This is a genomic window from Vibrio sp. Vb0349, from assembly GCF_033338975.1.
Map to the genome: position 1 here is coordinate 210,696 of NZ_JAWOTS010000003.1, position 26,032 is coordinate 236,727.

The following is a 26,032-nucleotide window of genomic DNA, read 5'->3' on the forward strand; positions in this document are numbered from 1 at the left end:
ACTAACCGTTCTCCCTATTCTGAGTACGCGGTTCGGGAACACCGCAAGCCTCAATGGTTTTGAAACTGAAGTCATTGAGGCTCTTAATAAAAACAACAATTTCATTTTTGAGTTAATAACCAAGGATTTTTTATGCGATTACAAATTAAGGAGTCAATATGGCGGTGACCAGTTCTCAAAATCACCAGTATTTTTCTCCAAAAGAGATGATGGTTGAAGCGGAAAAATTTGCGTTAAGTAAGGCAAACAAAACCAGCAGTATGACATTAAGCCTCGCGATTATGGCCGGCGCGTTCATCGGGTTAGCATTCTTGTTTTACATCACGGTGACCACCGGCAGTACGGGCGCTGGTTGGGGCTTGAGCCGCCTAGCTGGTGGACTCGCATTTAGCATGGGATTGATCCTCATAGTGATCTGCGGTGGTGAATTATTTACCAGCTCCGTCCTATCCAGTATTTCTTGGGCCAATAAGCAAATCTCGTTCGGTAAGATGCTTTCGATCTGGGGCAAAGTTTACGTTGGTAACTTTATTGGTGCGATGTTCCTACTTGCGTTGGTTACTGCTGCTGGTCTTTATCAGATGGATGGCGGTCAATGGGGATTAAATGCGCTTAACATCGCACAACACAAACTTCACCACACTCTCATTCAAGCGTTTGCACTCGGTATTCTCTGTAACCTGTTGGTCTGCCTAGCGATTTGGCTGACATTTAGTTCTGCAAATGCAATGACAAAAGCAGCAATGACAATTTTGCCTGTGGCAATGTTTGTCAGCAGCGGTTTTGAGCACTGTGTTGCGAACATGTTTATGGTTCCACTTGGTATTGTTATCGCGAATTTTGCACCTGAATCTTTTTGGGCATCTGTCGGTGTGCCCGCGTCACAATACACAGACCTAAACATTAGCCACTTTATCACCGCTAACTTGATTCCTGTCACGCTTGGCAACATCGTCGGCGGAGCGGTATTAGTTGGCCTTTCAAACTGGTGTATTTTTCGCCGACCAGAACTAAAAGCAGCGAATATTTCTTCTATCACTACAACTACAACACTGTCGTCAGTTAAGGATTTCACCATGAAAAATGCCTCTTTTGTTAAAGACATTATGAACCCAAAACCAGTCACCGTTCGTGCAGAAACGCCAATTGCAGCCGCTCTGGATGTGTTACTTGATAACAACGTAACTAGCGCACCTGTTGTAGACGTACAAAATCGATTAGTTGGCTTCTTCTCTGCTCACGATGTGATGGTAGAACTATGGTGTGAGGACTACATTCCGGTGAAAGACCAAAAAGTCGTCGACATCATGAGCCGAGATGTGGTCGCAATTGACGCTGGTGATCGCCTCGTTGATGTTGTGGAATTCCTATGTATCGATAAAGAGCAGTTGTACCCAGCGAGCAGTATGGGTATTGCCACTCGCTTGACGTCTTTGTCTCTCGAAGAACGCGCTAAAAGTATCAAAGTAAGTAAGCCACAAGTGCTTCCTGTGCTTGAAAATGGGCAGATGGTCGGGGTGGTTGCTCGTACTGAAGTATTAAAAGCACTACGCCCGATTTTTGGTGAGCGTTTAAACCTAGTGGAAAAAAGCGAGTTAGAAACAGCGTAATTCGCTAAACATTTACAACGTCTATTGGCTTTCAATCGCTATCACTGACTGGTTTATCGATGTTAGTGATGTGATTAAGATAATAAAAAAGCGCTCTTCAAGTGAAGAGCGCTTTTAGTGTATCTAAAAGGAACTAATTACTTCTTAATACCTTCGATATGAAGTTCCATATCGACGTAGCTTGAAGCACCCATTACTGGGATGTCAAAGTCAGCAAGCTCTAGGCGAGTGTTGCCAACAAAGCCAGCGCGCTCGCCGCCCCATGGGTCACTGCCAGCACCAACGAATTCAGCCTCTATAGTAATAGGCTTAGTAACACCGTGTAGCGTTAGATCACCAGTTACATCTAGTTTGCCATTGCCTTTATCAACCACTTTTGTGCTCGTAAAGGTTGCTTCACTGTATTTACCAGCATCGATGAAGTCACCACTACGAATGTGTTTGTCACGTTCAGCATGGTTTGAATCTAGGCTGGTTGTATCAACAACAACATTTACTTTTGAGTCAGCAATGTTGTTTTCATCAAAAGAAAAGTCACCAGAAAATGTATTGAAACGACCTTTGATGAAACTGTAACCCAAGTGGCTAACTTTAAAGTTGATTGAAGCGTGAGCACCTTTGGTATCGATGACATAATCTGCAGCTTGCGCGCCAAATGGCAGTGCCATAGCGATAGCTAATCCTGTAGCGAAAAGTGACTTTTTCATTTTGAAGCTCCTAACATTTTTCTTAATGTGTTGTCTTTATCGATAAAGTGGTGTTTTAGTGCAGCAATAGCATGTAAACCTGCAATCAGGATGACTGCCCAAGCTGCATAGAAGTGAATCTCACCTGCAATATCTGATTGGCCTGGGAATAACTCTCCCGCTCCTGGCACGGTGAACCAATTAAACACTTCGATACCGCGTCCATCAGACGTTGAAATGAGGTAACCTGAAACAAAGATGGTGACCAATAGTAGGTACATAACACCATGCGCTGCTTTAGCAGCAAGCACTTCGTAACGTTTGCCTTCTACCTTTGGTGACGCCGTCACATGTTTCCATACGATGCGTGCCAAAGTTAAAATAGCGAGTAAAATACCGACAGAGCGATGGTAATGCGGCGCAGTTCGATACCATTCGCTGTAATAGCTAAGGTCGACCATCCACAAACCCACTGCAAATAGACCAATAATGCACAGCGCTGATAACCAATGCATCACGCGTGCAGTAAGGTTGTAATTCTTTACCAGTGTATCCATCTCAAGTTCCTAGATATATTCCTAAGTTAATGCTGAGCAAGAAACACTACATTAACCTATTTACGTCATATGAAACAGATTATTTACCATCATTTACATCCAGCCAATGGTACCGTATCTATCAAGTTGTTCGAATTTTTTGAAGGAACTTTAAATCGTTTGTAAAACTGAAACTTACAGCTTAATTTCTTGTTCTATCTCATACAGCTCTTCGGAAACTTCTAACATTCTGCGTTCAACCAGTAACTTAGCATCTTCAACACCCTTGTTATAATAAATTACCCCTAGTTTTTCTGTAATAAAATCAATTAGAAACTCACTATCGAACTGGCCAATTTCAACATCTAGCTCGTCTTGCATGTAATCTTGAATGGCGGTGGCCAACGCCTCTTTTTGTGCGCGTTCTAGCTTTATCATTTTTTCCCTTTCAAATTTTTGTTCAACTTCTGCTTCTTTCGTGTTGCTCTATTAAAGATTAAACACGGTCATTTGTGAGAAATTTGGTGTTTAGATCAAGAAGTTGCCGAAGTAAATTAGTCTATTCTCAAAAGACTATGCTAACCTTTTGCAGTTCGTTTTGTAATTATTAAGGGATATTCTTTGCTACTCGACCTAGTTATTCAAAGTGTTAATGATTTTCAAGACGACTGTCTTAAGCTGTGTGAAAAGCATTACCCTGCGGTGCATAACCAAGGCATGAGTGAGCATCATCTTGGTCTCGCGTTTTCAAGAAGGATGGAACATACTTTTCGTCACTTTGGATACAACTGCGTGATAAAGCCAATCGAAGTGTTGGATTCTCCAGACCTTCCCCATCACTATCGAATTTCATCCGACATCGGCACTGTCTGGGTTCTGAGTCACCATATGGTCAGTGCCGGAAAATCTTGCCGGGAAAACTTACTCTCATCAATTACCGAATGGCAGAGTGAATATGGCTATGCCTTACAGCCTAATGACCTACTCTTTTTGGTTTGCGATCATTGGATAAGTCGCAGCAAAACGAGCCGAGAATTGCTTCATTGGTGGATGGGGGAACTACCCGATCAGATCAACGAATACACAGAACAAGGAATCACACTGTACACCAGCGAGTCGCAACTCACGCAATCGTTGGACACTCGATTCGGTATTAGCCCTTGTTACATTAAGTTTGGGCATCCTTTACGGCGTTCGAACAAACAGCAGTTAGTCAGAAAATATTTGCAGTTGTATGCCGTACTGCAATGGTAGCATCAAATTGAAGTGCTGAGATTATCAATTATTTCATCAATTTGTTTGATATCACTCGACAAAACTACCCATCCATTACCATCGTTCTTGCTTGAGTTAATTAGCACACTTAGATTCATTGCCAATGAAATAGAAAAATTAGCGCGATAACGCTGATGTTGAGACATTGATTTAGGTTGTGGTAACAATGATGAGCATCTCGCAACTACTTAGTTGCATCCGGAAACAAGCCGACGGGCAGTATATTGCGAAATACGCGAACTTCACTCTCCGCAGTGTCTTTCAACCCATATATAAGAACGATATTTCCATCGTTGGCCTTGAAGCACTGGTAAGAATTAGCAATGCCAATGGCACCATGGTTAGGCCAGATCAGTTTTTCCAATCCAAAGCGACTCCCACTCAAGATTTGCTCAACGTTGAACGCTTAAGTCGCCTAATCCATATCAAAAATTTCTCTCAGTCTCGCTTTCACACAAAACAATTGTTTCTCAATGTATTACCGGTAGCGGCAGAGATACTAGTTAAAGACATCACTTATAACCGACTGCTAAAACAAACCATTTATGAATCGCATTTGATGAATGAACAAATCGTCATGGAGTTACTTGAATTGAAGGTGGAGGATGAACTCTCTTTGTCTCAAGCTGCTCGGGAGTTAAGTCTTGAAGGATTTAAATTAGCGATTGACGATTATGGCGTCAATGCATCGACAACTGAGCGAGTGAGAAGCGTTTGCCCAGATATAATCAAGATGGATCGCTCTTTATTGCTAAGGTATGAAAACGGTGATTTTAAAGCGCTTAACGATGCATTATCACTCGCAAAAGCGTTATGCTCTAAAACCGTTATCGAAGGAATTGAAACCGAACATCAACTTCGCTTAATGAAAAAGCTCGGTTTCGATATGTATCAAGGGTACCTACTTGCTATCCCCCAGACGTTAGACGTCTATGAAGAGGCAAAAACAGCCTGACTATGTAAGAACAAAAGTTTGCGCGGTTTAGCGAGAGCTACGTGATTTACCACGATTCTTATGAATCGCCAATTTTGCTTTTAGCTTACGCTTCTCAGATGAACGACTACGACGACGCCCACCCCCATTTTGTTCAGGCTCAACTTCTTCTACAAGACTTGGTTCGAAACCTGCCAGCCATTCTTGGGGTAAGCGTTGATCAAGCAGGTTCTCGATAGCTTGCAACAAGTACTCCTCATCTCTACTCATCAGAGAAACCGCCAAACCTGACTTTCCTGCTCTTCCAGTGCGGCCAATTCGATGGACATAATCTTCTGCTTTGAATGGCATATCAAAGTTCACGACTTGTTCTAGCTCTTGAATGTCTAACCCTCGTGCTGCCACATCGGTTGCAATCAAAGCACGTACCTTACCTTGTTTAAATTCATCCAAAGCTCTTTGGCGGGCACCTTGTGATTTATCACCGTTGATAGAAACCGCTTTGATGCCATCTAACTTGAGCTCTTTCGCTAACTCATCACTGCCTTGCTTCGTTTTTGTAAATACAAGCACTTGCTGCCAATTCCGCGAGCCAATTAAGTACGCTAGCAATTCACGTTTCCGTTTTTTATCCACTGGATAAACCATTTGTGTTACCGTTTCAGCAGTCGTATTTGCTGGTGAAACTTCGACTTCAACTGGCGATTCCATGAGTTTATACGCAATAGTTTTGATTCGCTTCTCAAATGTCGCAGAGAACAATAGGATCTGTTTCTCAGCAGGCAAACGTCGGAAGATGCGCTGCAAGTCAGGCCAAAATCCCATATCTAACATACGGTCGGCTTCGTCTAACACGAGCATATCGGTTTTAGAGATGTTTACGTTACCATTAAACAGGTGATCCAAAAGGCGGCCTGGCGTGGCAATCAAAATATCAGCGCCCTCTTCTAACTTTCTCTTTTGTACGCCAATGCTTGTACCACCATAAACACACACGATGCGAAGTTCTGTTTCTGCCGAGTAGTGATTCAAATTATCAAATACCTGCTGTGCAAGCTCGCGTGTTGGAACCAAAATCAATGCTTGAGGTGTGCCGTTAAGTTTCTTTTGCTGAACGGTTTGTATGATAGGTAAACCAAACGCAGCCGTTTTTCCCGTACCAGTTTGTGCAGCAGCAAGTAAGTTTTTTCCTGCAAGGACGTGTGGAATTGACTTTTCTTGCACTGGTGTTGGCGTCACGATATTTAGATTGCCTAGCGTCTCGATTAGCTTTTGTTCGATGCCTAAATCAGCAAAATTAACAGACATGTGTAACCTCATTATTTTTGGAGCGCAGAGTTTACCAGAGCCCCTAAAGCCATACTACTTTTCTATCTCATTGAGTTGAGTCATTAAGCTGTTGCTGAAAATCATACGACTGGCGCAAAACATCTCGATAAAGTGACGAGAACTTCTCTTCTAATTCGGTGTAATCACTTTCAATCACTTTAAATGTTGTAATTAAGTCTGCCATTCTAGGACTTCTTTGCGACATCCGATGTAGTGCAAATTCTATATTGTCTAGATCTTGATAGGATTGAAGCCATCGGCCATGCCACATCCTACTGTGGAGCACCAAAAAACGTGGCGGCAAATGTTCATGAACCTCTCGGTTTACTCTCTCGTATGCCGTTTGTACAAAGTGTTCGAGAGGCACGGAATGAAAGTCGTTCCAGTGTTTTGCGAGGCAATGATCCCAAAACATATCCAAAGCGATAGGTGCAAAACGTCGCGCAACACCAGTGAAATGAGGCTTACATTCGTTGACGATTGGATGATGGTCAGTAATACGGTCAACAAATCTATGTAATCTGATACCATTTGAGATATCGCGATCATACAGCTTGCTTGGATCTCCTTTTACGAAGTCTCCAAGCAAGTTTCCCAATAAATGGCTGTTACTGTGATCTGCGATATGCAGGTGGGCTAGAAAGTTCATTCGACGCCAGTTTTGGCCTCTAGGGCTTGGTGTGACATGAACCTAGTATAACGTCAATTACGACGAGATGAGAGTGTTCCGCTATTCGGCTTCGTTGTCTGAGCCAACGTATTCCGACAAGATAATGCCAATTTCAAGCGCATCTAGCAGCTCTAGGCTCTCATCGTTTTGGTATTGGTCGCTCATTGTGACCTCCTTTATTTTAAGCTCTCTTGCTTTTACTTGCTGACGGCCTGACTCTTGCCATATCCACATCAGCAACTCCTTTTTATAGTCTTTATATGACACATTCATGACAGCGAGAAGTAAAGATTTAAAAACCTATGAGCATAATCAAAAGTAAACGATTGCAATTAGATTTCATATCCGCTTAACACTTTAGAGAAATGACTCTTTTATCAACATTCATGTCAATTTAAAGATATAACATACTGTTATAGGCGTCCTTAGATCTCATTTCTTAAACTAAATTTAGTATTCGTTACATATTTTGCTGATTAACTTCGCATATTTTGTTTCGATATAGCAATAGATTTGGTCAATATCTTTTATCTCTAATGGAGCTTTAAATGAGAGAAGTTGAGTTTAGAACGATAGACAGGCTGTTTATCAAGATGTCTATCAACGACAAAATGTGGGTTATATTCCTACTATTTTTAGTAGCCCTCACTTCAGTGGCTGGAAGCCGCTACTTCAATGAAATACAACAATTTGAGCAGCAAGCCATCTCGGCGAGCGAAGCGAAGCTTTCTGGTATCGTTGATGCTCAATCAAACCGCGCTACAGAAATTGACGGCGTATCGAAATCGAACCGCGTAAGCGAGAGTTCTTTTGTCGATGGGTCTGTGACCGCTTATGCCAAGTTGCATTCTGGGGAAGTGATTAAGCTGACTCAAAATGTGTCCACACAATACGAATCGTTAAAATCATCAGCTCTATCGTCACTATTACTCAGCTTCTTATGGGTTATTCCTTTTGCCCTATTCTCTTACTGGGTGGCAACGTTTATCGGAGGAGCTCTGTGGGTTTTATATACAACAACCGAAAAAATTGGTGACGGTGACTTAACCTCTCGTCTTGGTTTCCATCCAGGTCGAGATGAATTCGGTACCATCGGCTGTGCGCTAGACAAGTCTATGGATACCTTAAGTGAACTGGTTAATAGTGTTAAAAATAATGCAACGATGTTGAGCGAGACATCTTCTGCATTCGAAAAAGATATGCAGTTGAGTGAAACCCAGATATCTCATCAATATCAAACGCTTGATTCAGTCGCGACGGCAATGGAAGAAATGACAGCCTCTGCAAAGGAGGTATCAAGTATTTCTCAACAAGCAACGACGCAGTCAGACCAAGATGCCCAGAAGATCGAACTAAGCAGAAGCCGTGTACAAAACGTGATTGGCGAGATAGAGACGTTATCTAGCTATATTGAACAAGCCTCTACGTCAGTAACCAATTTAAACGAGAATACGACGCAGATTAATGACGTGATCACAACGATTAACGCCATTTCAGAACAAACTAATCTGTTGGCACTAAACGCAGCAATCGAAGCAGCCCGTGCTGGTGAACAAGGTCGTGGATTTGCAGTGGTTGCCGATGAAGTACGTACATTAGCAAGCAGAACTCAACAGGCAACAGTAGAGATCCAAGCCATGATTGAGAAGCTTCAAATTGAGAGCCAGAACATTGCTTCAATCACCAACCGAACCGTTCAGCAAGCTCAAACCAGCAGCCAGCTTATTGATGAAATCGGCCATGATGTTACCTCTATTGCCGAGTCAGCACGCTCATTAATGGACATGAGCATTCAGATTTCCACATCTGCTGAAGAACAAAGCGCAGTTGCTAACGATATTGCATCGGAACTTTCAGAAATTCGTAGTCAATCAAGCACAATCAGAGAAGTGGCGGAGCAATCTACCGCTGGCGTCGCTAATCTCACGCAAGCCTCCGTTTCTCTTGGTGAGATATTACAACGCTACCGCACCGCATAACGTTGTGGAACTTATGATCAACAAGGGCTCCTTAAGGAGCCCTTTTCTTTAAACCGTGTTCAACTATTACCTTCGATATTTTCTACGACATCCAAGTGGATATTTGAAGTGAATCTCAAGTTCTCGCTGTACCGGATGAAATAATGTTCTTAAACAAAGCGTTCCGCTATGCTTGATCTTGCCAATTCCAATTTGCTGCTGGAAAACAATATGAATAATTACAAAGACACAAAAGACATAGAGAACCTGAACTGCCCACTCTGCCAAGGAGATGAATATCTCATTTCATCGGATGGCGAGAAATTCACATGCGCTGCTTGTGGATTTCATACAAAAAACTTCTCATCTATCCAATGTCTACATCAAACGCCTTACCTACAGTCTAAACTTAAGCACATCCACAGCTTGAGTCCGGTTTGCCATTAGTAGGTCAAACAGAGCAGCCACACAGCTGCTCTTTTAATTCATCTAAATGATGGATGCGAATTACACGCTCGTCATCAACAAGATTGATAGCTTCACCATTAAATAACTGCACCGTTTTGATACCGGCGTTTAGTCCCGCCTCGACTCCTTTAGGCGTGTCATCAATATAAAGACAGTCACTTGGTAAAAAGCCCATGCTCATAGCACTGTACATGATTAAATCGGGCTCAGGCTTCCAACTATTCGCATCGAATGCCGAGAACACTTTCCCTCGGAAAGCATCGAGTAAACCGGTTAACTCCAAAGCGTATTCAATTTTATCTTTAGGTCCATTAGACGCCACACAATATTCGATATTATGCGAATCCAAAAACTGAATTAATCGTTTTGCGCCATCCATCGGCTGTAAGTGACGCACAAAAAGAGACTGGACTTCTTCTCGGTATTGCGGCTCTAAAACATCAATTGGGACTTTGATATCTTTCAATTCTTTAGTATCTAAAAGGATGTCAGCGAGCTTTCCTCCTTTAAAGTGAGAAACGCACTCTTCCATCGTTAACTCAGCCCCATGCTGGTTAAATACATTGACGAGCGCTTGGCAACACAGTCTTTCGCTGTCGACCAACGTACCATCACAGTCAAATATCACGCACTTAATATTGGTAATTGCCATAGCCATCTCCAGACGTCTTAAAGGCTCAAGCCCAAGCTGATTTTAAGAATGTTTGGATTAATCTTATTTGAGTTTGGGATTGTTGAAACGACGAGCTTGGCATTTCATGGAAATAGAAGGGAGCAATTACAGTTTTTCTAAGCAAGATCACCCAACGTCATCTTACTTTACTTTTTATGCACATTGATGTGTAAGTTAGTTTTCGATAACCACTGAGTCTAACAGTTTTTGCTCGGTGCTTAGTCTTTTAGCCAGATCAGCCACAAACGAGCTTTTGTATTTTGATTCAGAAACAGCAACATCAGAGATGAGTGTATTTCCTTCGAGATGGCTAACAATAGCAGCACCAATTGGGACTCCAGATTTAAAACCAACATATAATTCAAAATCTGGCGTGAGGATAATCTGTGTCAGATATTCAATGATCATATCTTTATCATACTGCTGTTCCCAGCGCTGAGATTGCAAGATAGAGAACATAATGGTCAGTCGATGAAAATCGACCAGAAAAATATCGTCGGGGTTAAATTCAGAGTCACTTTCCAGTAGTGTGTCTTTGTCGACTACTTGATACGTTGCTTTTTCTAGCGTTTTGAAATAGACATCGCGCCCTTTCAAACTCTCTGGTGTCGGAAATTCAACTTCGACCAAATCATACAGCCATGTATTTTTACGCTCGATACTGGCTAACTGTTGTTCATTCATCTTGATACCTTCGTTTAGAGCAGTACATTAGCATGAAGCCCGCAATAAACCTAGCGCACATAGACCTTTCCGTGGCTAAATTTTGTTTTAGGTGCAAACCTCTGATAGATTTCATCAATATCTTTCCTAGTTAAGGACAAAAATAATGAAAAAGATGCTGTTAAGTGCATTGCTTGCTACTACTCTAGTTGGTTGTTCAGATAACGATGTTGCTGACGTGGGGCTCGGTTGGTTTACTTTGAAAGACATCAAAGTCGGTGAGTTGAAAGACGAGGTGGTAACAGGTGTCACATGTCACATCGCCTCTATCGAAGCGGATTTCAGCTTAGCAGATCCAAGTGATAGCTCAATATCATGTCGTCAGACTGGCGAAATCACACCGGAAATGATTGCAAAAATAGATAAGAGTAAGTCCGGTGAAATTGTATTTAAGAAGTCAAAAAGCATTTTCTTCAAAACAATGAAGGTTCGCCGTATTTATGATGCCGATAACCAAACCTTACTCTACTTGTCTTATACAACAAAAGAGACCGATGGTAGTTTTAAGCATAGCCTTTCGACAGTCCCACTTTGGGGTACCAAGGCTTACGTTGAGCCAACTGAAGTGAAAAAGTAACGCGGGTAAATTTAGTTAGCGCGGAGCAGGCTCTTTCCGGGCGCTGCTGAGCAACAAGTTTAAAAAACAACCCATTGCAATACGACAAGCGTCATAAATTGCAGCTGCTTTGGTTGCTATTTACTCAGCTCGCTGATTTTTTCAGCGAGCAGACTTCTTTGTAATAAATCGCCACGATTTTCATTTTTTTGTGATACAATCCCGCCTCTTTTTTTTCTCACTCAAGAACAAGCATGAAGTTTCCTGGTCAGCGTAAATCTAAACACTACTTCCCAACTCACGCTCGAGATCCATTAGTAAACCAAATCCGACAGGCACCTAAGCTATATCGCCCAACTATTGTTGGTGTCGGTCAAACCATTGTAGATATCGAAGCACGTGTAGATGACGCGTTTTTAGAGAAATACAACCTGAGTAAAGGACATTCGCTCGTTCTTGAAGAAAGCAAAGCAGATGCACTTTACGAAGAACTGGTTGAGCAAGGCCTGATCACACACCAATACCCAGGTGACACGATTGGCAATACTCTTCACAACTACTCAGTTTTAGCCGATAGCAAATCCGTTTTGCTCGGTGTGATGTCTAAGAACATTCAAGTCGGTTCTTTTGCTTACCGCTACCTTTGCCGTACGTCTTCACGAATGAACCTTAACCATTTACAAACGGTAGATGGCCCTATTGGTCGCTGCTACACCCTAATTTCTCAAGACGGTGAGCGTACATTTGCTATCAACGAAGGTCATATGAATCAACTACTTCCGGAAAGCATTCCTGAAGAGATCTTTGAGAAAGCATCAGCCCTGGTTGTTTCTTCTTACCTAATGCGTGGTAAAGAAGAAGATCCAATGCCTAAAGCGGTACAAAGAGCGATCGACTTTGCTAAGAAGCACGATGTCCCTGTTGTACTTACGTTAGGGACGAAGTACGTTATCGAAGGTAACGCACAGTGGTGGCAAGAATACATTCGCGAAAACATTTCTGTTGTCGCTATGAATGAAGAAGAAGGTGCGGCGCTAACAGGTGAAACAGAGCCGCTAGCAGCTGCTGATAAAGCACTTGAATGGGTTGATCTCGTACTTTGTACAGCAGGACCAAATGGTCTGTATATGGCTGGTTACACCGATGAGAAAGTAAAACGAGAAACCACACACGACATCCTTGAAAGCTCCCTCGAAGCCTTTAACCAGTACGAGTTTAGTCGTGCGATGCGTAAAGAAGACTGTCAAAACCCAATGAAGGTCTACTCTCACATCGGCCCTTACCTTGGTGGACCATTAGAGATTAAGAACACTAACGGTGCGGGTGATGCAGCCCTTTCAGCCTTACTGCATGACATGGCAGCAAACTCTTTCCACCAAAAAGAAGTGCCTAACTCAGAAAAGCACGAAGTACGATGCTTAACCTACTCCTCTCTTTCTCAGATTTGTAAATACGCAAACCGAGTAAGCTATGAAGTGTTGACGCAGCACTCTCCTCGCCTATCGCGAGCGCTTCCTGAACGAGAAGATAGCTTAGAAGAGACTTATTGGGATCGTTAAAACGACAGCTTTAAAGCTAAAAATATATCAAGGTCACCATTTGGTGGCCTTTTTGTTTTTATCTAGCACTATAACGAGTAGATTTCGTTAGTATGTCGCACAATACGAAGCAGTAAACTCTTTACAAGCCTAACCGAAACAGTACCATCACCAAGCAGACCTTTGCCTCACAATAATACTCGTTATAACTCAGGTAGTTTTTCAACGCTACCTGTGTGCCACTTTGGGGATTCTCCATGCAGTCAGATATCGAAATTTGCCGAAACACACCACTTTCTTCTATTGATGTTATCGCGGAAAAAGTAGGACTATTGCCCGAAGAGTATGACACTCACGGGAAGCACAAAGCCAAAGTCCACCCAAAATGTTTGGAACGACTCAAAGCAAATGATGACGGTAAACTTGTACTCGTCACTGCGATCACGCCGACTCCTCTTGGCGAAGGAAAAACCGTTACGACGATAGGCCTGGCGCAAGGTTTAGCAAAGCTTAATCAATCTGTTATTGCATGTATAAGGCAGCCTTCGATGGGACCTGTCTTCGGTATTAAAGGTGGCGCTGCGGGCGGCGGTTACTCTCAAGTAGCTCCAATGGAAGAGTTAAACTTACACCTTACTGGTGACATTCACGCAGTGACAGCGGCGCACAACCTTGCTTCAGCCGCTCTTGACGCTCGCTTGTTCCATGAACAACGCGAGGGTTATGATGCCTTTGAATCACGCACCGGGTTAAGAGCACTTAAAATCGACACGGCCAGTATTACTTGGAAACGAGTGATGGACCATAATGATCGTGCACTACGTAAAGTCAAAATTGGCCTCAATGATGCAGGAAAAACCATCAATGGTTTCGAGCGTGACGAAGGGTTCGATATTTCAGCCGCTTCCGAGTTAATGGCTATCATTGCACTAGCCAAAGATTTAAAAGATTTACGTCAACGTATCGGGAAAATTGTCGTAGCGTACGATTTGAACGGAAACCCCGTCACTACGGAAGATCTACAAGTTGCAGGAGCAATGGCAGTAACACTAAAAGAGGCGATTGCACCAACACTGATGCAAACTCTAGAAGGTGTTCCTACGTTGATCCATGCAGGTCCATTTGCAAACATCGCCCATGGAAATTCATCCATTATCGCGGACGATATTGCGCTAAAACTGTCAGGTTACACGGTAACTGAAGCCGGTTTTGGTTCGGATATGGGATTCGAGAAAGCGTGTAACATTAAAGCTGCTGCCGCCAACAAAGCCCCGGACTGTGTAGTGATCGTAGCAACATTACGCGGCCTCAAAGCGAATTCCGGACACTACGATTTACGACCAGGTATGGCTATTCCAGATTCCATTTTTAATCCGGACCAAGCAGCATTGGAGGCTGGGTTTGAAAATTTAAAATGGCACATAAATAACGTTCATAAATACGGTTTACCTGCTGTCGTTGCCATTAACCAGTTTCCACAAGATTGTGTGAAAGAGCTTAAAGCTCTTGAAGAGCTGATTCACCAATTTAATCCCGAAGTTAAAGTAGCCATCAGCACCGCTTTTTCGCAAGGCGGACAAGGCGCAACGGAACTAGCTCAACATGTTATTGATGCGTGTACCACGCCTGTAGAGTTTTGTCCGTTATACAACAAAGAGCAATCATTACTCGAAAAGCTCATGGCAGTATGTGAAGCGGGCTATGGAGCAACCAATATAGAAATGACTCCTATCGCGACTGAACAGCTCAAACATTTTGAGCAATTAGGCTTTAACAACTTAGCGGTTTGCATCGCGAAGACACCACTATCTATAACCACAGACTCCGCAGTCAAAGGCGCACCAACTGGTTTTACCGTCCCAATCCGCGAGCTGCGCTTGTGTGCGGGCGCAGGATTCGTTTACGCATTATCTGGTACCGTGATGACGATGCCAGGCTTACCTGATAAACCCGCATTTATGAATTTAGATCTTGATGATGAAGGAAATATCATCGGTCTCTCTTAGTACAGTGATAACGTATCGCTATCAGTGAAGTGAGCATATTCATTAAGTGAGTGGTCTACTTACCTATCCACTCACTCTCAACAACTGTGAAAAGAGTTGTCTCAGGCCTTCTACTCTTGAATTGTTGATACAAAGCTCTCCTGCCTTACATCAACGCGCCTGTTTTAGACCTTTAGAGTTAAGAGGCTAACCCTAAGCCTTGTTTAGCCATAGTTATTAAGCTAGAAAACCCTATTTATCTTCTTGTTTTGTCGCCACTTTACATTGTAAATCCATACTTTTTGACTTCTCCTTTCTACAATTTTGCGCCAATTTGATGCACGGGCTATTTAGCGCTTCACTAATATGGTGCAGTTGTCTTACAGTGAAATTTTAACCTCCTTGATTTTTAAGGAGATATTCTATGGCTCGATTCTTGTAGTAGACTTTTCACTAATAAGCACATTAGCACATGCTTTTCAAAACCTCTGCGTTGCATACCACCTCCTTCAGGTTAGCACCGTTTTGATGCATGTGAGAAAAGGGAAAGGGAATACTATGGAAGACGCACTCGCCGTAATTTTAGCAGGAGGGATGGGGTCTAGACTCAGCCCACTCACCGATGACAGAACCAAGCCAGCCGTACCTTTTGGCGGAAAATATAGAATTATAGATTTCACACTAACCAATTGTTTACATTCGGGTTTACGCAAGATCCTTGTTTTAACCCAATATAAATCTCATTCACTTCAAAAACACTTACGAGACGGCTGGTCGATATTCAATCCAGAGCTAGGCGAGTACATTACTGCTGTTCCACCACAAATGCGCAAAGGTGGTGCATGGTATGAAGGAACCGCCGATGCGATTTATCACAACATGTGGTTGCTATCGCGAAATGATGCAAAGTATGTGGTTGTGTTATCCGGCGATCATATCTATCGAATGGACTACGCCGCAATGCTTGAAGAGCATAAAGAGAAAGGTGCTAAGCTCACCGTTGCCTGTATGGATGTTCCCGTAGAGGATGCTTCAGCATTCGGTGTAATGGGCACCGCAGCAAACGGGCTCGTTACTTCGTTTATAGAGAAACCTGAAACCCCACCTACTCTTCCTGGAAGCGCGACCAGAAGCCTTGTTTCTATGGGAATATATATCTTTGATATGGATGTTTTGAAAGAAGCGCTTGAAGAAGACTCAAAACTCGATTCATCAAGCCATGACTTCGGAAAAGACATCATACCTAAGCTGATTGATACCGAATCCGTTTACGCTTATCAATTCTGTGGCAGTAAAGGGCGCGTCGATAAAGATTGCTATTGGCGCGACGTGGGTACCATTGATTCCTTCTATGAAGCGAATATGGATCTACTAGAACCTGTGCCACCAATGAACCTTTATCAGTCCAATTGGGCGATTCGTACTTACGAGCCGCAGTTTCCACCAGCTCGTACTGTATCGTCGGCCACGGGTAATGAAGGCATTTTTATTAACTCCATCATTGCTACCGGTGTCATCAATTCCGGAGGCTCGGTACAGCACTCCATTATTTCCTCTAATGTACGCATTCAAGATAGTGCAACGGTAGTCGATTCCATCATTTTTGATGACGTAGAAGTCGGTGAAGGAAGTCAGTTGGTCAACTGCATAGTTGATAAACATGTTCGTATTCCGCCACATACTCAAATTGGCATCAACAAACTTGAAGATGCGAAGCGATTTAAAATCTCAGACAAAGGTATTGTCGTCATACCCGAAAGTTACCAATTCGATTAAACGACAAACTATCACAACAAAAAAGCGCACGATAATCATCGTGCGCTTTTGTTTAAGTGCCTGTAAACATTAGGCTATAACAAATAATCCATAATAATTAGATGTTACATACCGTTGACCAGCTACCATCTGTACCCGGTTCAGCCGCTGTCCACCAGTTCGCTTGGTAAACCACACCGTTGTGGATGATCTTATCACCTTGGTTAGCGTGGCTTGGATTACCTGCCCAATCCGTTTGTGGCAGAGCTGGGTATGTCACTAAACCTGTCGTATCACACGTACCTGGTTCAGTGGTACCACCACCCGTGCCCGCATTGAGATCACCAATTGGTAGAGCTGGCTGTTCAAACTTAAACGCAAACTCTTTACCACCAGAAATCACTGAGTAGTTAGCCGGACCAGAGATTGGTAGGTAGTAAACCATATCAAGCTCGTAAGTGCCGCCCGCCGGCAAGTCTTTCCATGCTGGTAGAGAGAACGACACACGGTGCATTACGCCATCTAAGCCACCAATGTTGTTTGCTCGAGTATGTCCAGAAGCAATTACTTTCAAACCACCACCTGATTGGTCTTTCGCGTTGTCCGGCGCAGATACTGGGATATCGAATTGGAATTCAGTACCGCCAGGGATCGCTTGACCAGTGTTGTTCGTAAACGTGATTTTCGGGTTAATTGGGTAGTTTTGATCGCCAACTTTGAAGCCGCCAACACTAACAGTAATGTCTACTGCTTCAGTTGGTGTTGGACCAGTCGCTACTTTATTACCGTAAGGCGTCGCAGACTTAAACTTGTCGTAGATAGCTTTGGTCATAGTGTTACCCATGTGGTATTCACCATTACCCGCCGAACAAGCTTGTTCAGTTGCATCTACTGCCGTACGATTACCATTTGCATCCAGTACGTAACAGTTGTAGTCACCGGCTAGTTCCCAGAACATGATACCGCCGATCTCTTTATCGATAACGTAATCGGCTTTCACCTCGATAGAAGCTTTATCTTCCGTAGATAGGAATACGCTCTTCTCCGCGTTCCACAACCAAGGTGCTACAGCAACGCTATCGTAATGACGAGTATAAGTACCAACAAACTTATCTGAAGGATCGTTGACTGGGTCAAGACCGTAAGCAGCTGCGTAAGAGCCCCATATACCGTTTTCTAGGTTCTTAGCATGCCACATTGGGTTAGAACCAGCGCCCATTTCGTTTCCTTTAGGGTCGGTATCATGCCACATGTTGTCGATACCAATAGCGCCGTGACCACAGTTGTTCTTCTCACCTTCACCTGTGCCCGGTTGGCACTCTGCTTGGTTTGGTAGTGCCGCTCGGCCCCAAAGGCCATTTTCACCACCAGTAACACCTTGCCAACCACGGGTGTAGTAAGGAACACCAATGTTAATACGACCTGCTGGCATAGAACCACGGAAGTAATGGTAAGCCCAGTCTGTGTTCAAGTAACCGATACCACCGTATGCAGCAGTGCCGTATACGTTCCACTGCGCTAGCTCAGAGTCTTTACCTGTATCGAATAAAGCCGCGTTATGACCAACGTGATCATTCCAAGCCCCATGCAAGTCGTAAGACATGATGTTTACGTAGTCTAGGTACTTAGTTACATCGAAGGTTTCCATCCCACGTAGCAAGTAACCTGAAGATGGTGCTGCGATAGTCAGCATATAATGAATACCATCTTGCGCGGATGCCGCATCAAGTTTCTCACGCAATACTTTCATCAGCTCTTGGTAAGACGCCCATAAATACTGACGACGTGGTTCCATGAAGTCTTTGTCGTAAGGGTTACCAGCACCAGCCATTGACGTCGGGTATTCATAGTCGATATCCAGACCATCGAACTTGTACTGACGCATCATTTCAACGGCTGAAGTTGCGAACTTCTCAATACCAGCATGATTAATAGAACCGTCCGCATTCGTCGTCATGGTGTAGAAGCCACCATCAGCTACACGATCGCCGTTCGTATCGAAGTGACCGCCCGTTTCAGCCCAACCACCAATCGAGATTAGCGTTTTAACATCATGTTTTTGCTTGTAAGTTGCTAGTGCACCAAAATGACCTTTAAAACCAAGAGCGGGATCTACCTCAACGCCTGGCCAAGTTTTACCTGTAGCAGGGTTGTTAGGATCATTTACGTCGCCAACGTTTACTTTGCCGTCAGAACCAATGCTCACAAACGCGTAGTTAATGTGAGTAAGTTGTTCCCAAGGAATGTCTTTAACAAGGTAAGTCGATTGTGGGTCGTCACCTGATCGCCAACTGGTGAAGTAGCCGATTACACGACGTGGGTGATCAGCCCCCATTTTCTCACGGCCTTCTTCGTCATAAATAGAACAGTAAGGAACATCTACACCCGTTGTTTGATAAAGACCATCAGGACGACAATTAGATGTCACTGCGCCGCCGTTTACTGTTAACGTCGCAATTGCAGAATCTGCTGTTGCTCCAGCATCATCGGTTGCTCTCGCATAAACACTTAATGAGCCAGCTTGTGAAGGGGTTACATCCAGCGTGTATGGCGCTGTTGTAGCAGTGCCAGCAAGCACACCTGCAACATAAAAATCAACTTTAGCAACGGTACCATCCGCATCCGTAGCATTTGCAGTCAGTGTTACGGAACCACCCAGGTCAATAGAGCTCGCAGAAAGCGCGACATCCACTGTCGGCGCTTCGTTACCAGGTTGCGCTGATGCCACAGTTAACGTCACAACACTTGCCGTACTAACGGCACCTGCATCGTCATAGGCCTTGGTAGAGAACTCGTGCTGTCCTTCAGTTGCTGTCCACGATGCAGCATACGGCGCAGACGTTGCCTGACCAACTAATACACCATCAACAAAGAACTCTACTTTGCTAACAGTCCCATCAGTATCTGCCGCATCTGCAGCTAGGTTAACAACATCACCCGCAGTCACAGAAGCCGACGCAGAAGGCGATGTCAGAGTAACCGTCGGGACTTCATTCTGAGGTGGATCAACCGGTCCTGCGCCATCACAAGCGCCAAGTGTTTCCCACTCGCCCCACTCACCAGATTGCGCTGGATTGTTGTTTTGCGTCCAGTAACGCGCTTTATAAGCATTACCTTCATGCTGAACTTGGTCGCCACCGTTATAAACTTTTGATGATTGCCAAGTTTCTAGAGGGGCACAGTCAACTGCTGCGTAGCTATTGAAGGCCATAAGACAAGAAGCGGTGAGTGTGCTTAGTGTGAACACGTTTTTCACTGCGTTGCCGTTTTTAAGGTGCATAATCGCTCTTCCTTAAGTTATTGTTAAAACAATACTAAATGCGCTAAACGAAGCGCATCTATACTTTTATTTCGACATAAAATAACTTAAGTACAAGTTGGTGATTTCACACTATCTATTTACGAGTTTTCCACACCGCCTCGCAACAATCCACTAAATGATTGCAACAACGTACCTATTATTTGGCACCAGTAACTAATTTTATAACTCAAATAAACATGTCACTCGCAAATTAATAAAAAAGGTAAAAAAAGTCGCCATTTTGAAATAAAGATCACTAAGCCTTTGTTGACCTTGGCGTTTCATTAAAATGCCGCTTGTACTCGCGACTAAACTGTGATGGGCTCGTGTACCCAACCATTCTCGCTGCATCATTAACACGTCGCCCCTCTAACTGGATCAATTCGCGCGCTTTGTTAAGTCGAACTTTCTTAATATATTGCAACGGAGATTCAAGCGTGACATTGCGAAATGCTTGATGGAAAGCAGACACACTCATGTTGGCTTCTTCAGCCAATGCTTGTACGTTCAACTGTTCGTGATACGCTTGATGTACACGATTTAGTGCTTTAGCTACCCTCGCGTAAGAACCTTCTTGATGTGCTAGGTCAAATAAAACATACCCCTCTTTGCTCACCAAAGTACGATACACAATTTCCTCAAGAAGCAGCTCGCCAAGCATGATGACATCAAGCTCGTCACACATTGCTTTCATTAACCGCTTGCACGCATCCAACATACCTTCATTCATACGTACCGACTTAAGGCCGCAACGGGTCGCATCCAGACACTTATTACTGAATTTCTCACCCTCTAATTTTTTAACGAGTTTATGAAGAAGCGTTGGCGAAATATCTATCGAAATGCCAAGTAAAGGCTCATTGTTTGTCGCAAACGCTTCGAACTCTAGTGGCATGGGAACCCCGACAACAAGGTAATCTTCGGGCCCATATTGCACTGGTGTATCACCAATATGAATGTTCTTATGCCCTTGACCCAATACGATGATGCCGGACTGATAGACAAACGGCTGGCGATGATTCCCTTTGCTACTGCGATAAAACCATACGCCATCTATCGCTGTTTTCTTCATACCTTCTAGGTCATGCAGCCCCTGCTTTTCAACATATTGCTGCATGATATCTGCGAGAGTGTGCATTAGAGCGCTCCATCAATGACCAACGAGTTTGGTCTCTATTATCGTTTCGAGCACTATACTTCCTCTCGACTTTAACTTTCTAGCTCAAGAGCATTAATTTTGTAGAAATAGGCAAATTATTTGCAGAAATCGACCTGTTAACCATCGTTAATCAGGACTAATATGCATGTATTCAATCTCCTTCACTGGAAGCAAGAGGGCTAATAATGAACTTTTCTTATGTAAACCCAACCAAGATTTTCTTTGGTCAAAAACAAATCGCAGCAATCAAAGAAGCTATCCCATCCGACCAAAAAGTTTTAGTGGTATACGGTGGTGGCTCCATCAAAAAAAATGGCGTGTACGACCAAGTAGCGGAAGCTCTTGAGGGACATGAATGGCTAGAGTTTTCAGGTGTTGAACCAAACCCAACCAAAGAAACACTCGATAAAGCAGTCGCAATGGTAAAAGAGCATGGCGTTGACTTTATTTTAGCGGTAGGTGGTGGTTCAGTCATCGATGGCTCCAAATACGTAGCAGCGGCATCAAAGTATGATGGTGATGGTTGGGATATCATGATTGGTAAGCACCAAGTCACTGAAGCGACGCCTCTAGCTGCAATTTTGACATTGCCAGCAACAGGCTCAGAGTCAAACATGGGCGCAGTTATCACTAAAAAAGAAACTCAAGACAAACTTCCGTTCATGTCTCCAGCAGTGCAGCCAAAATTTGCCGTGTTAGACCCAGATGTAATGAAAACACTGCCAGAACGCCAGCTTATCAACGGCATTGTTGACGCATGGGTGCACGTATGTGAGCAATACTTGACGCTTCCTACCGGTGCAATGGTTCAAGATGGTTACGCAGAAACACTGCTGAAAACCTTAAAAACACTCGGAGAACAGTTTGCGGAACGAGACGACGATATGTGGCGCGCAAACTTAATGTGGTCTGCTAACCAAGCATTGAATGGGTTAATTGGTAGTGGCGTTCCACAAGACTGGGCGACACATATGATCGGCCATGAATTAACCGCTCTATGGGGCGTTGATCATGCGCGTTCTCTTGCAATTGTCCAACCATCGTTACTTCGTAACCAAATGCAGTTTAAGCGCCCTAAGTTAGAACAAATGGGTCGCAACGTATTTGCTCTTGAAGCAGGTGAGGATTTAGCAGAGCGCACAATCGAAGCTATCGAAGCGTTTTATCATCAACTTGATGTCGCAACTAAGCTCGAAAACTATGGTGAGAGCCGTGAACAAGCTATCGATGCCATCATTGATCAACTAAACAAACACGGCATGACTGTTTTAGGTGAAAACCAGGCGATCACACTTGAACGTAGCCGAGAAATCTTAGAGTTAGCTGTCTCATAACTGCAACAATTCTTCACTGCCCTTCCTAGGGTTTAACGGTATTGTGACTTAACAGTCACAATACCGTTTTTTTATGCTATTTTGTAAGCCACATCACGTTCAAAACGAGGAGGCTTCTAAAAACAACGATTCCCTCCAGACAAAAAATCGGCCGTGTTGGTTAGTAAAGAGACAACTGTCCAGCTTTACACAAATAAAAATAATTGAGATCAAAGAACGAGTTAACTCGTTAATTAAGTTTTGATTTGTTGTAGTGATGTACTACATAATTTTGTCTGTTCGAGAAAACACTTTATGTGGCTAGTTGTTGTCGTATTAGCATTCATACATATCATCAGTATCCGTAAAGGCTCTAAATGGCTCTTTTACGTTTCTAAACCATTACCAGTGCTCTGTATGCTTGGTATTTTAATTCAGTCCCCGGCTTACCCAATGCCATATGCGCATTGGATTTTGATTGGCTTATCGCTCTCGTTGCTTGGTGACGTGTTATTAATGCTACCTAGAGACAAGTTCATTACAGGATTAGTGCTCTTTTGCTCTGCCCATCTCTCCTATAGTTATGGTTTTGCCATCATGTCAGCGTGGCATTTTACACCTTGGCTCCCAATTGCCTTGTTCGGACTCGGTATATGCGTCTACTGGTTGTTCCGACCGGATCTCGGTAAAGAGAAACGGCCAGTTGCCAGTTATATATTGGTACTGATGACTATGTGCTGGGCTTCGATCGAGTATTATTTGAGTGGGAAAACACAATCCTCCTCCTTTGCAGTGCTCGGAAGCTTTATCTTTATTATCTCTGGCATCGTATTGGCTTTCGAACGCTTTGGAGGACGGTCAATATTTTCACGACAAGTTGTCATGGTGACCTACTATTCTGCACAGACATTAATGGTTATGTCTGTTGTTGCGATTGTTGTTCGTTATCCGTATCTCGTTGAACTGAGTTAGTCATACTCTAGACTGCACCAACATTAAAGAAACATGGATGTATCTTGTAAGCGATCTGAATAGAGTCTTAAAATCATCGCCTAAACATTAGCTTATTCTTAATGAAATTACGCGCACAACTTGCTATTGTAAAAGGATATTTTTCCGTTATAGCGTGCCCCTTTGAAAGAGAATACTCCCGTCGTTGAGTTTAGCGACGTAAATAAGTGGTATGGCGATTACCACGCTCTAAAAGACATCAACTTCTCCGTGCATTCTGGCGAGATCGTCGTGGTGTGTGGCCCTTCAGGTTCCGGAAAATCAACGCTCATTCGTTGCATCAATCATCTTGAATCGATTCAAGAAGGCCAGCTTCATGTGTTCGACCAGCCTTCTCACGCAAAATCTCTCAAGCCCGGTAAAATCGGCATGGTGTTCCAACACTTTCACCTTTTTCCTCACTTGACTGTACTGGAAAACCTCACCTTAGCGCCGATTCGCACACTCAAATTATCAAAACAAGAAGCTGAAAAACGCGCAAAACATTACCTAAAGCGAGTCAATATTGAAGAGCAAGCGAGTAAGTATCCAATCCAGCTTTCTGGCGGTCAGCAGCAACGCGTCGCGATTGCCCGCTCCTTGTGTATGGAACCGGATTTACTCCTGTTTGACGAGCCAACTTCAGCGCTTGATCCGGAAATGATCAACGAAGTGTTGAATGTCATGGTTGAGCTGGCTCAAAGCGGAATGACGATGATTTGCGTCACGCATGAAATGGGATTTGCCAAAAAAGTAGCGAACCGCGTGGTATTTATGGACGAAGGCCAAATCGTGGAAATGAACTCTCCAGTCGCCTTATTTGAGACACCACAGCATCCACGAACCCAAGCATTTTTGAACCAAATTTTAAGTTACTGATGATAGTTCGCGTAATCAAACCTGTCCTTCAAGCTTTACTGCAAATGACGCTCCTCTTCATCGCGATTGTGTGGGTGTTGGACTCTGGTGCCGACGCTATGGGCTATCAATGGCAATGGGAGCGCGTACCTGATTACATCGCTTTTTATGAAGATGGCGAATGGTGGCCGGCAGAACTTATTGATGGGCTATTGGTCACGCTTAACATCTCGGCTATTAGTCTATTTTTTACCTTAGTATTAGGGTTGGTTACCGCGTTACTAAGGCTTAGCGATTCGAAAGTCGGCAATGTTATTGGTACCACTTATGTCGAAGTAATACGTAACACGCCGTTGTTGGTGCAAATCTATTTACTCTACTTCGTGTTTGGCCCCGTGATTGGTTTGGACCGATTCAGTACCGCCGTTTTGGCATTATCCCTTTTCCAAGGTGCCTACACCGCGGAAATATTCCGTGTAGGTTTAAACAGTATTCCTAAAGGGCAATTCGAAGCAGCACAAACTCTCGGACTATCACCGTTTTACACCTACAAAGACGTAATTTTTCCTCAGGTTTTACAGCGCACATTACCGCCATTAACCAATGAAGTGGTTTCTTTGATCAAAAACTCTTCCATTGTAAGCGTGATGGCGATTTTTGATCTAACAACACAGGCACGCAACATCGTCTCAGAGACGGCGATGCCGTTTGAAATTTGGTTTACCGTGGCAGCAATTTATCTTGCTCTCACTCTGTCACTTTCTGGCTTGTCTGCATGGCTAGAACACAAACTCGGAGCCAGATGGCGCAAATTATAAGGAGATAACATGAAGTTATTCAAAGCGACCATTACTGCATTATTAGGGCTAGCCATCGCTATGCCTACTCTCGCGAAAGAAGGTGTTGCCACACCCAATGTAGATCAAATCAAAGAACGAGGCACTTTGCGCGTTGGTATGTCAACATTTGTACCTTGGGCAATGCGTAACAAGCAAGGTGAGTTAATCGGTTTTGAAATCGATGTTGCCAAACGCTTAGCACAAGATTCAGGTTTGAAAGTGGAATTCGTACCGACTGCATGGGATGGCATTATTCCCGCATTACTGGCGAAAAAGTTCGACGTGATCATTGGTGGCATGTCTGTTACGCCTGAACGCTCCAAAAGCGTCTTGTTTACTGAGCCCTACTCGCACTCAGGCGTTCAAGTAGCAGCAAACAAAGAACTCGCCTCTGGTTTTAGCGAATTTTCGGATTTTGATTCACGACGCGTAAAAATTGCGGCTCGTCGCGGCGCATTCACCGTTCAAGTAGCCAGAGAAACCTTCCCGAAAGCGAAGATCCTGCAATTCGATGACGACGCACAAGCGTTCCAAGAGGTGCTGAATGGTAACGCCCACGCGGTCATTGCTTCTAGCCCAAAACCAGAACATGAGACAGTGAAACACAGCGACAAACTATTCCTTCCATTCTCTGAGCGACTATCACAAGGTAACGAAGCCTTTGCAGTTCGTTTGGGGGAAGAAGATAAAAAGGCCTTTTTCAATAAATGGATTGAAGCAAGAACCCAAGATGGATGGTTAAAACAACGTTATGAATACTGGTTCTCGACATTAGATTGGCAAGATCAAGTCGCGCAAGGCCAGTAATCTTAATGGCTCGTGGACGCCGCGAGCCTATACTCTCCAATCATTCATTTTACTTTTCCATAACTTATC

General features: G+C 43.6%; 23 protein-coding genes. 13 read left to right on the plus strand and 10 right to left on the minus strand.

Annotation, left to right across the window (positions count from 1 at the left end; all coding sequences use genetic code 11):
- Nucleotides 1–158 precede the first annotated feature (158 nt).
- Nucleotides 159–1,610: a formate transporter FocA gene (focA, locus tag R7Q47_RS05975; protein ID WP_213898341.1), complete on the plus strand. Its 1,452-nt coding sequence runs from the start codon at nt 159–161 to the stop codon at nt 1,608–1,610.
- Nucleotides 1,611–1,747: 137 nt separating this feature from the next.
- On the opposite strand, the gene R7Q47_RS05980 is transcribed toward focA, so the two are convergent.
- The 3 genes from R7Q47_RS05980 to R7Q47_RS05990 form a co-directional block, all read right to left on the minus strand.
- Complete coding sequence (locus R7Q47_RS05980) at nt 1,748–2,317, minus strand: YceI family protein (protein ID WP_017634178.1); 570 nt, start codon at nt 2,315–2,317, stop codon at nt 1,748–1,750.
- Entirely contained in the window at nt 2,314–2,853 is a 540-nt protein-coding gene (locus tag R7Q47_RS05985) for a cytochrome b (protein ID WP_005390157.1), read from the minus strand. The genes R7Q47_RS05980 and R7Q47_RS05985 overlap by 4 nt, the downstream gene beginning before the upstream one ends.
- 174 nt (nt 2,854–3,027) lie before the next feature.
- On the minus strand, nt 3,028–3,270 hold the full coding sequence (locus R7Q47_RS05990) for a DUF2164 domain-containing protein (RefSeq protein ID WP_005376386.1): 243 nt from the start codon (nt 3,268–3,270) through the stop codon (nt 3,028–3,030).
- A 183-nt stretch (nt 3,271–3,453) separates the two neighbouring features.
- Here R7Q47_RS05990 and R7Q47_RS05995 point away from each other — a divergent pair, with 183 nt between their 5' ends.
- On the plus strand, nt 3,454–4,086 hold the full coding sequence (locus tag R7Q47_RS05995; RefSeq protein ID WP_005376385.1) for a hypothetical protein: 633 nt from the start codon (nt 3,454–3,456) through the stop codon (nt 4,084–4,086).
- Nucleotides 4,087–4,273: 187 nt separating this feature from the next.
- Nucleotides 4,274–5,062: an EAL domain-containing protein gene (locus R7Q47_RS06000; RefSeq protein ID WP_054576002.1), complete on the plus strand. Its 789-nt coding sequence runs from the start codon at nt 4,274–4,276 to the stop codon at nt 5,060–5,062.
- Between the two features lie 27 nt (nt 5,063–5,089).
- On the opposite strand, the gene R7Q47_RS06005 is transcribed toward R7Q47_RS06000, so the two are convergent.
- The 3 genes from R7Q47_RS06005 to R7Q47_RS06015 form a co-directional block, all read right to left on the minus strand.
- Nucleotides 5,090–6,349, minus strand: a complete 1,260-nt coding sequence (locus R7Q47_RS06005; RefSeq protein ID WP_318088686.1) for a DEAD/DEAH box helicase — start codon at nt 6,347–6,349, stop codon at nt 5,090–5,092.
- Between the two features lie 67 nt (nt 6,350–6,416).
- A complete protein-coding gene (locus R7Q47_RS06010; protein ID WP_017820947.1) occupies nt 6,417–7,019 on the minus strand; it encodes an ACP phosphodiesterase in 603 nt (200 codons plus the stop codon).
- An 81-nt stretch (nt 7,020–7,100) separates the two neighbouring features.
- Nucleotides 7,101–7,274, minus strand: coding sequence for a hypothetical protein (locus R7Q47_RS06015; RefSeq protein WP_005376381.1), 174 nt, complete (start codon nt 7,272–7,274; stop codon nt 7,101–7,103).
- 314 nt (nt 7,275–7,588) lie between these two features.
- On the opposite strand from R7Q47_RS06015, the gene R7Q47_RS06020 reads away from it, so the two are divergent.
- A complete protein-coding gene (locus tag R7Q47_RS06020) occupies nt 7,589–9,019 on the plus strand; it encodes a methyl-accepting chemotaxis protein (RefSeq protein ID WP_005376380.1) in 1,431 nt (476 codons plus the stop codon).
- A 430-nt stretch (nt 9,020–9,449) separates the two neighbouring features.
- Here the strand turns inward: R7Q47_RS06020 and R7Q47_RS06025 are convergent, their stop codons facing one another.
- Nucleotides 9,450–10,118, minus strand: a complete 669-nt coding sequence (locus R7Q47_RS06025; RefSeq protein WP_031778921.1) for an HAD-IA family hydrolase — start codon at nt 10,116–10,118, stop codon at nt 9,450–9,452.
- Nucleotides 10,119–10,313: 195 nt separating this feature from the next.
- Complete coding sequence (locus tag R7Q47_RS06030) at nt 10,314–10,823, minus strand: hypothetical protein (RefSeq protein WP_005376378.1); 510 nt, start codon at nt 10,821–10,823, stop codon at nt 10,314–10,316.
- Between the two features lie 145 nt (nt 10,824–10,968).
- On the opposite strand from R7Q47_RS06030, the gene R7Q47_RS06035 reads away from it, so the two are divergent.
- From R7Q47_RS06035 to glgC, 4 genes are all read left to right on the plus strand, one after another.
- Entirely contained in the window at nt 10,969–11,439 is a 471-nt protein-coding gene (locus tag R7Q47_RS06035) for a CreA family protein (RefSeq protein ID WP_005397614.1), read from the plus strand.
- 233 nt (nt 11,440–11,672) lie between these two features.
- Nucleotides 11,673–12,977, plus strand: a complete 1,305-nt coding sequence (locus R7Q47_RS06040) for an inosine/guanosine kinase (protein ID WP_005376376.1) — start codon at nt 11,673–11,675, stop codon at nt 12,975–12,977.
- Nucleotides 12,978–13,213: 236 nt separating this feature from the next.
- Nucleotides 13,214–14,962 (plus strand): formate--tetrahydrofolate ligase, encoded by a 1,749-nt coding sequence (locus R7Q47_RS06045; RefSeq protein WP_186585332.1) that lies wholly within the window; start codon nt 13,214–13,216, stop codon nt 14,960–14,962.
- Between the two features lie 537 nt (nt 14,963–15,499).
- On the plus strand, nt 15,500–16,717 hold the full coding sequence (gene glgC, locus R7Q47_RS06050; protein WP_213960955.1) for a glucose-1-phosphate adenylyltransferase: 1,218 nt from the start codon (nt 15,500–15,502) through the stop codon (nt 16,715–16,717).
- 97 nt (nt 16,718–16,814) lie between these two features.
- Here the strand turns inward: glgC and R7Q47_RS06055 are convergent, their stop codons facing one another.
- Nucleotides 16,815–19,976, minus strand: coding sequence for a chitinase C-terminal domain-containing protein (locus R7Q47_RS06055; RefSeq protein ID WP_213962473.1), 3,162 nt, complete (start codon nt 19,974–19,976; stop codon nt 16,815–16,817).
- A gap of 277 nt (nt 19,977–20,253) precedes the next feature.
- The gene (locus R7Q47_RS06060; protein ID WP_318088688.1) at nt 20,254–21,135 is read right to left on the minus strand and encodes an AraC family transcriptional regulator; all 882 of its coding nucleotides are present in this window, start codon (nt 21,133–21,135) and stop codon (nt 20,254–20,256) included.
- A gap of 206 nt (nt 21,136–21,341) precedes the next feature.
- On the opposite strand from R7Q47_RS06060, the gene R7Q47_RS06065 reads away from it, so the two are divergent.
- From R7Q47_RS06065 to R7Q47_RS06085, 5 genes are all read left to right on the plus strand, one after another.
- Nucleotides 21,342–22,490, plus strand: a complete 1,149-nt coding sequence (locus tag R7Q47_RS06065; protein WP_017634188.1) for an iron-containing alcohol dehydrogenase — start codon at nt 21,342–21,344, stop codon at nt 22,488–22,490.
- 294 nt (nt 22,491–22,784) lie between these two features.
- On the plus strand, nt 22,785–23,441 hold the full coding sequence (locus R7Q47_RS06070; RefSeq protein WP_005376394.1) for a lysoplasmalogenase: 657 nt from the start codon (nt 22,785–22,787) through the stop codon (nt 23,439–23,441).
- 162 nt (nt 23,442–23,603) lie between these two features.
- The gene (locus R7Q47_RS06075) at nt 23,604–24,338 is read left to right on the plus strand and encodes an amino acid ABC transporter ATP-binding protein (RefSeq protein ID WP_213962475.1); all 735 of its coding nucleotides are present in this window, start codon (nt 23,604–23,606) and stop codon (nt 24,336–24,338) included.
- Nucleotides 24,338–25,135 (plus strand): amino acid ABC transporter permease, encoded by a 798-nt coding sequence (locus R7Q47_RS06080; RefSeq protein ID WP_318088691.1) that lies wholly within the window; start codon nt 24,338–24,340, stop codon nt 25,133–25,135. Before R7Q47_RS06075 ends, R7Q47_RS06080 begins: the two co-directional genes overlap by 1 nt.
- A 9-nt stretch (nt 25,136–25,144) precedes the next feature.
- The gene (locus tag R7Q47_RS06085; protein WP_213880725.1) at nt 25,145–25,963 is read left to right on the plus strand and encodes a transporter substrate-binding domain-containing protein; all 819 of its coding nucleotides are present in this window, start codon (nt 25,145–25,147) and stop codon (nt 25,961–25,963) included.
- The last annotated feature ends 69 nt before the right edge of the window (nt 25,964–26,032 follow it).

Coding starts and splice junctions, on each gene's coding strand:
- focA (WP_213898341.1), top strand. CDS start 159: ATGGCGGTGACCAGTTCTCAAAATCACCAGTATTTTTCTCCAAAAGAG.
- R7Q47_RS05980 (WP_017634178.1), bottom strand. CDS start 2,317: ATGAAAAAGTCACTTTTCGCTACAGGATTAGCTATCGCTATGGCACTG.
- R7Q47_RS05985 (WP_005390157.1), bottom strand. CDS start 2,853: ATGGATACACTGGTAAAGAATTACAACCTTACTGCACGCGTGATGCAT.
- R7Q47_RS05990 (WP_005376386.1), bottom strand. CDS start 3,270: ATGATAAAGCTAGAACGCGCACAAAAAGAGGCGTTGGCCACCGCCATT.
- R7Q47_RS06000 (WP_054576002.1), top strand. CDS start 4,274: ATGATGAGCATCTCGCAACTACTTAGTTGCATCCGGAAACAAGCCGAC.
- R7Q47_RS06005 (WP_318088686.1), bottom strand. CDS start 6,349: ATGTCTGTTAATTTTGCTGATTTAGGCATCGAACAAAAGCTAATCGAG.
- R7Q47_RS06010 (WP_017820947.1), bottom strand. CDS start 7,019: ATGAACTTTCTAGCCCACCTGCATATCGCAGATCACAGTAACAGCCAT.
- R7Q47_RS06015 (WP_005376381.1), bottom strand. CDS start 7,274: ATGTGGATATGGCAAGAGTCAGGCCGTCAGCAAGTAAAAGCAAGAGAG.
- R7Q47_RS06020 (WP_005376380.1), top strand. CDS start 7,589: ATGAGAGAAGTTGAGTTTAGAACGATAGACAGGCTGTTTATCAAGATG.
- R7Q47_RS06025 (WP_031778921.1), bottom strand. CDS start 10,118: ATGGCAATTACCAATATTAAGTGCGTGATATTTGACTGTGATGGTACG.
- R7Q47_RS06030 (WP_005376378.1), bottom strand. CDS start 10,823: ATGAATGAACAACAGTTAGCCAGTATCGAGCGTAAAAATACATGGCTG.
- R7Q47_RS06035 (WP_005397614.1), top strand. CDS start 10,969: ATGAAAAAGATGCTGTTAAGTGCATTGCTTGCTACTACTCTAGTTGGT.
- R7Q47_RS06040 (WP_005376376.1), top strand. CDS start 11,673: ATGAAGTTTCCTGGTCAGCGTAAATCTAAACACTACTTCCCAACTCAC.
- R7Q47_RS06045 (WP_186585332.1), top strand. CDS start 13,214: ATGCAGTCAGATATCGAAATTTGCCGAAACACACCACTTTCTTCTATT.
- glgC (WP_213960955.1), top strand. CDS start 15,500: ATGGAAGACGCACTCGCCGTAATTTTAGCAGGAGGGATGGGGTCTAGA.
- R7Q47_RS06055 (WP_213962473.1), bottom strand. CDS start 19,976: ATGCACCTTAAAAACGGCAACGCAGTGAAAAACGTGTTCACACTAAGC.
- R7Q47_RS06060 (WP_318088688.1), bottom strand. CDS start 21,135: ATGCACACTCTCGCAGATATCATGCAGCAATATGTTGAAAAGCAGGGG.
- R7Q47_RS06065 (WP_017634188.1), top strand. CDS start 21,342: ATGAACTTTTCTTATGTAAACCCAACCAAGATTTTCTTTGGTCAAAAA.
- R7Q47_RS06070 (WP_005376394.1), top strand. CDS start 22,785: ATGTGGCTAGTTGTTGTCGTATTAGCATTCATACATATCATCAGTATC.
- R7Q47_RS06080 (WP_318088691.1), top strand. CDS start 24,338: ATGATAGTTCGCGTAATCAAACCTGTCCTTCAAGCTTTACTGCAAATG.
- R7Q47_RS06085 (WP_213880725.1), top strand. CDS start 25,145: ATGAAGTTATTCAAAGCGACCATTACTGCATTATTAGGGCTAGCCATC.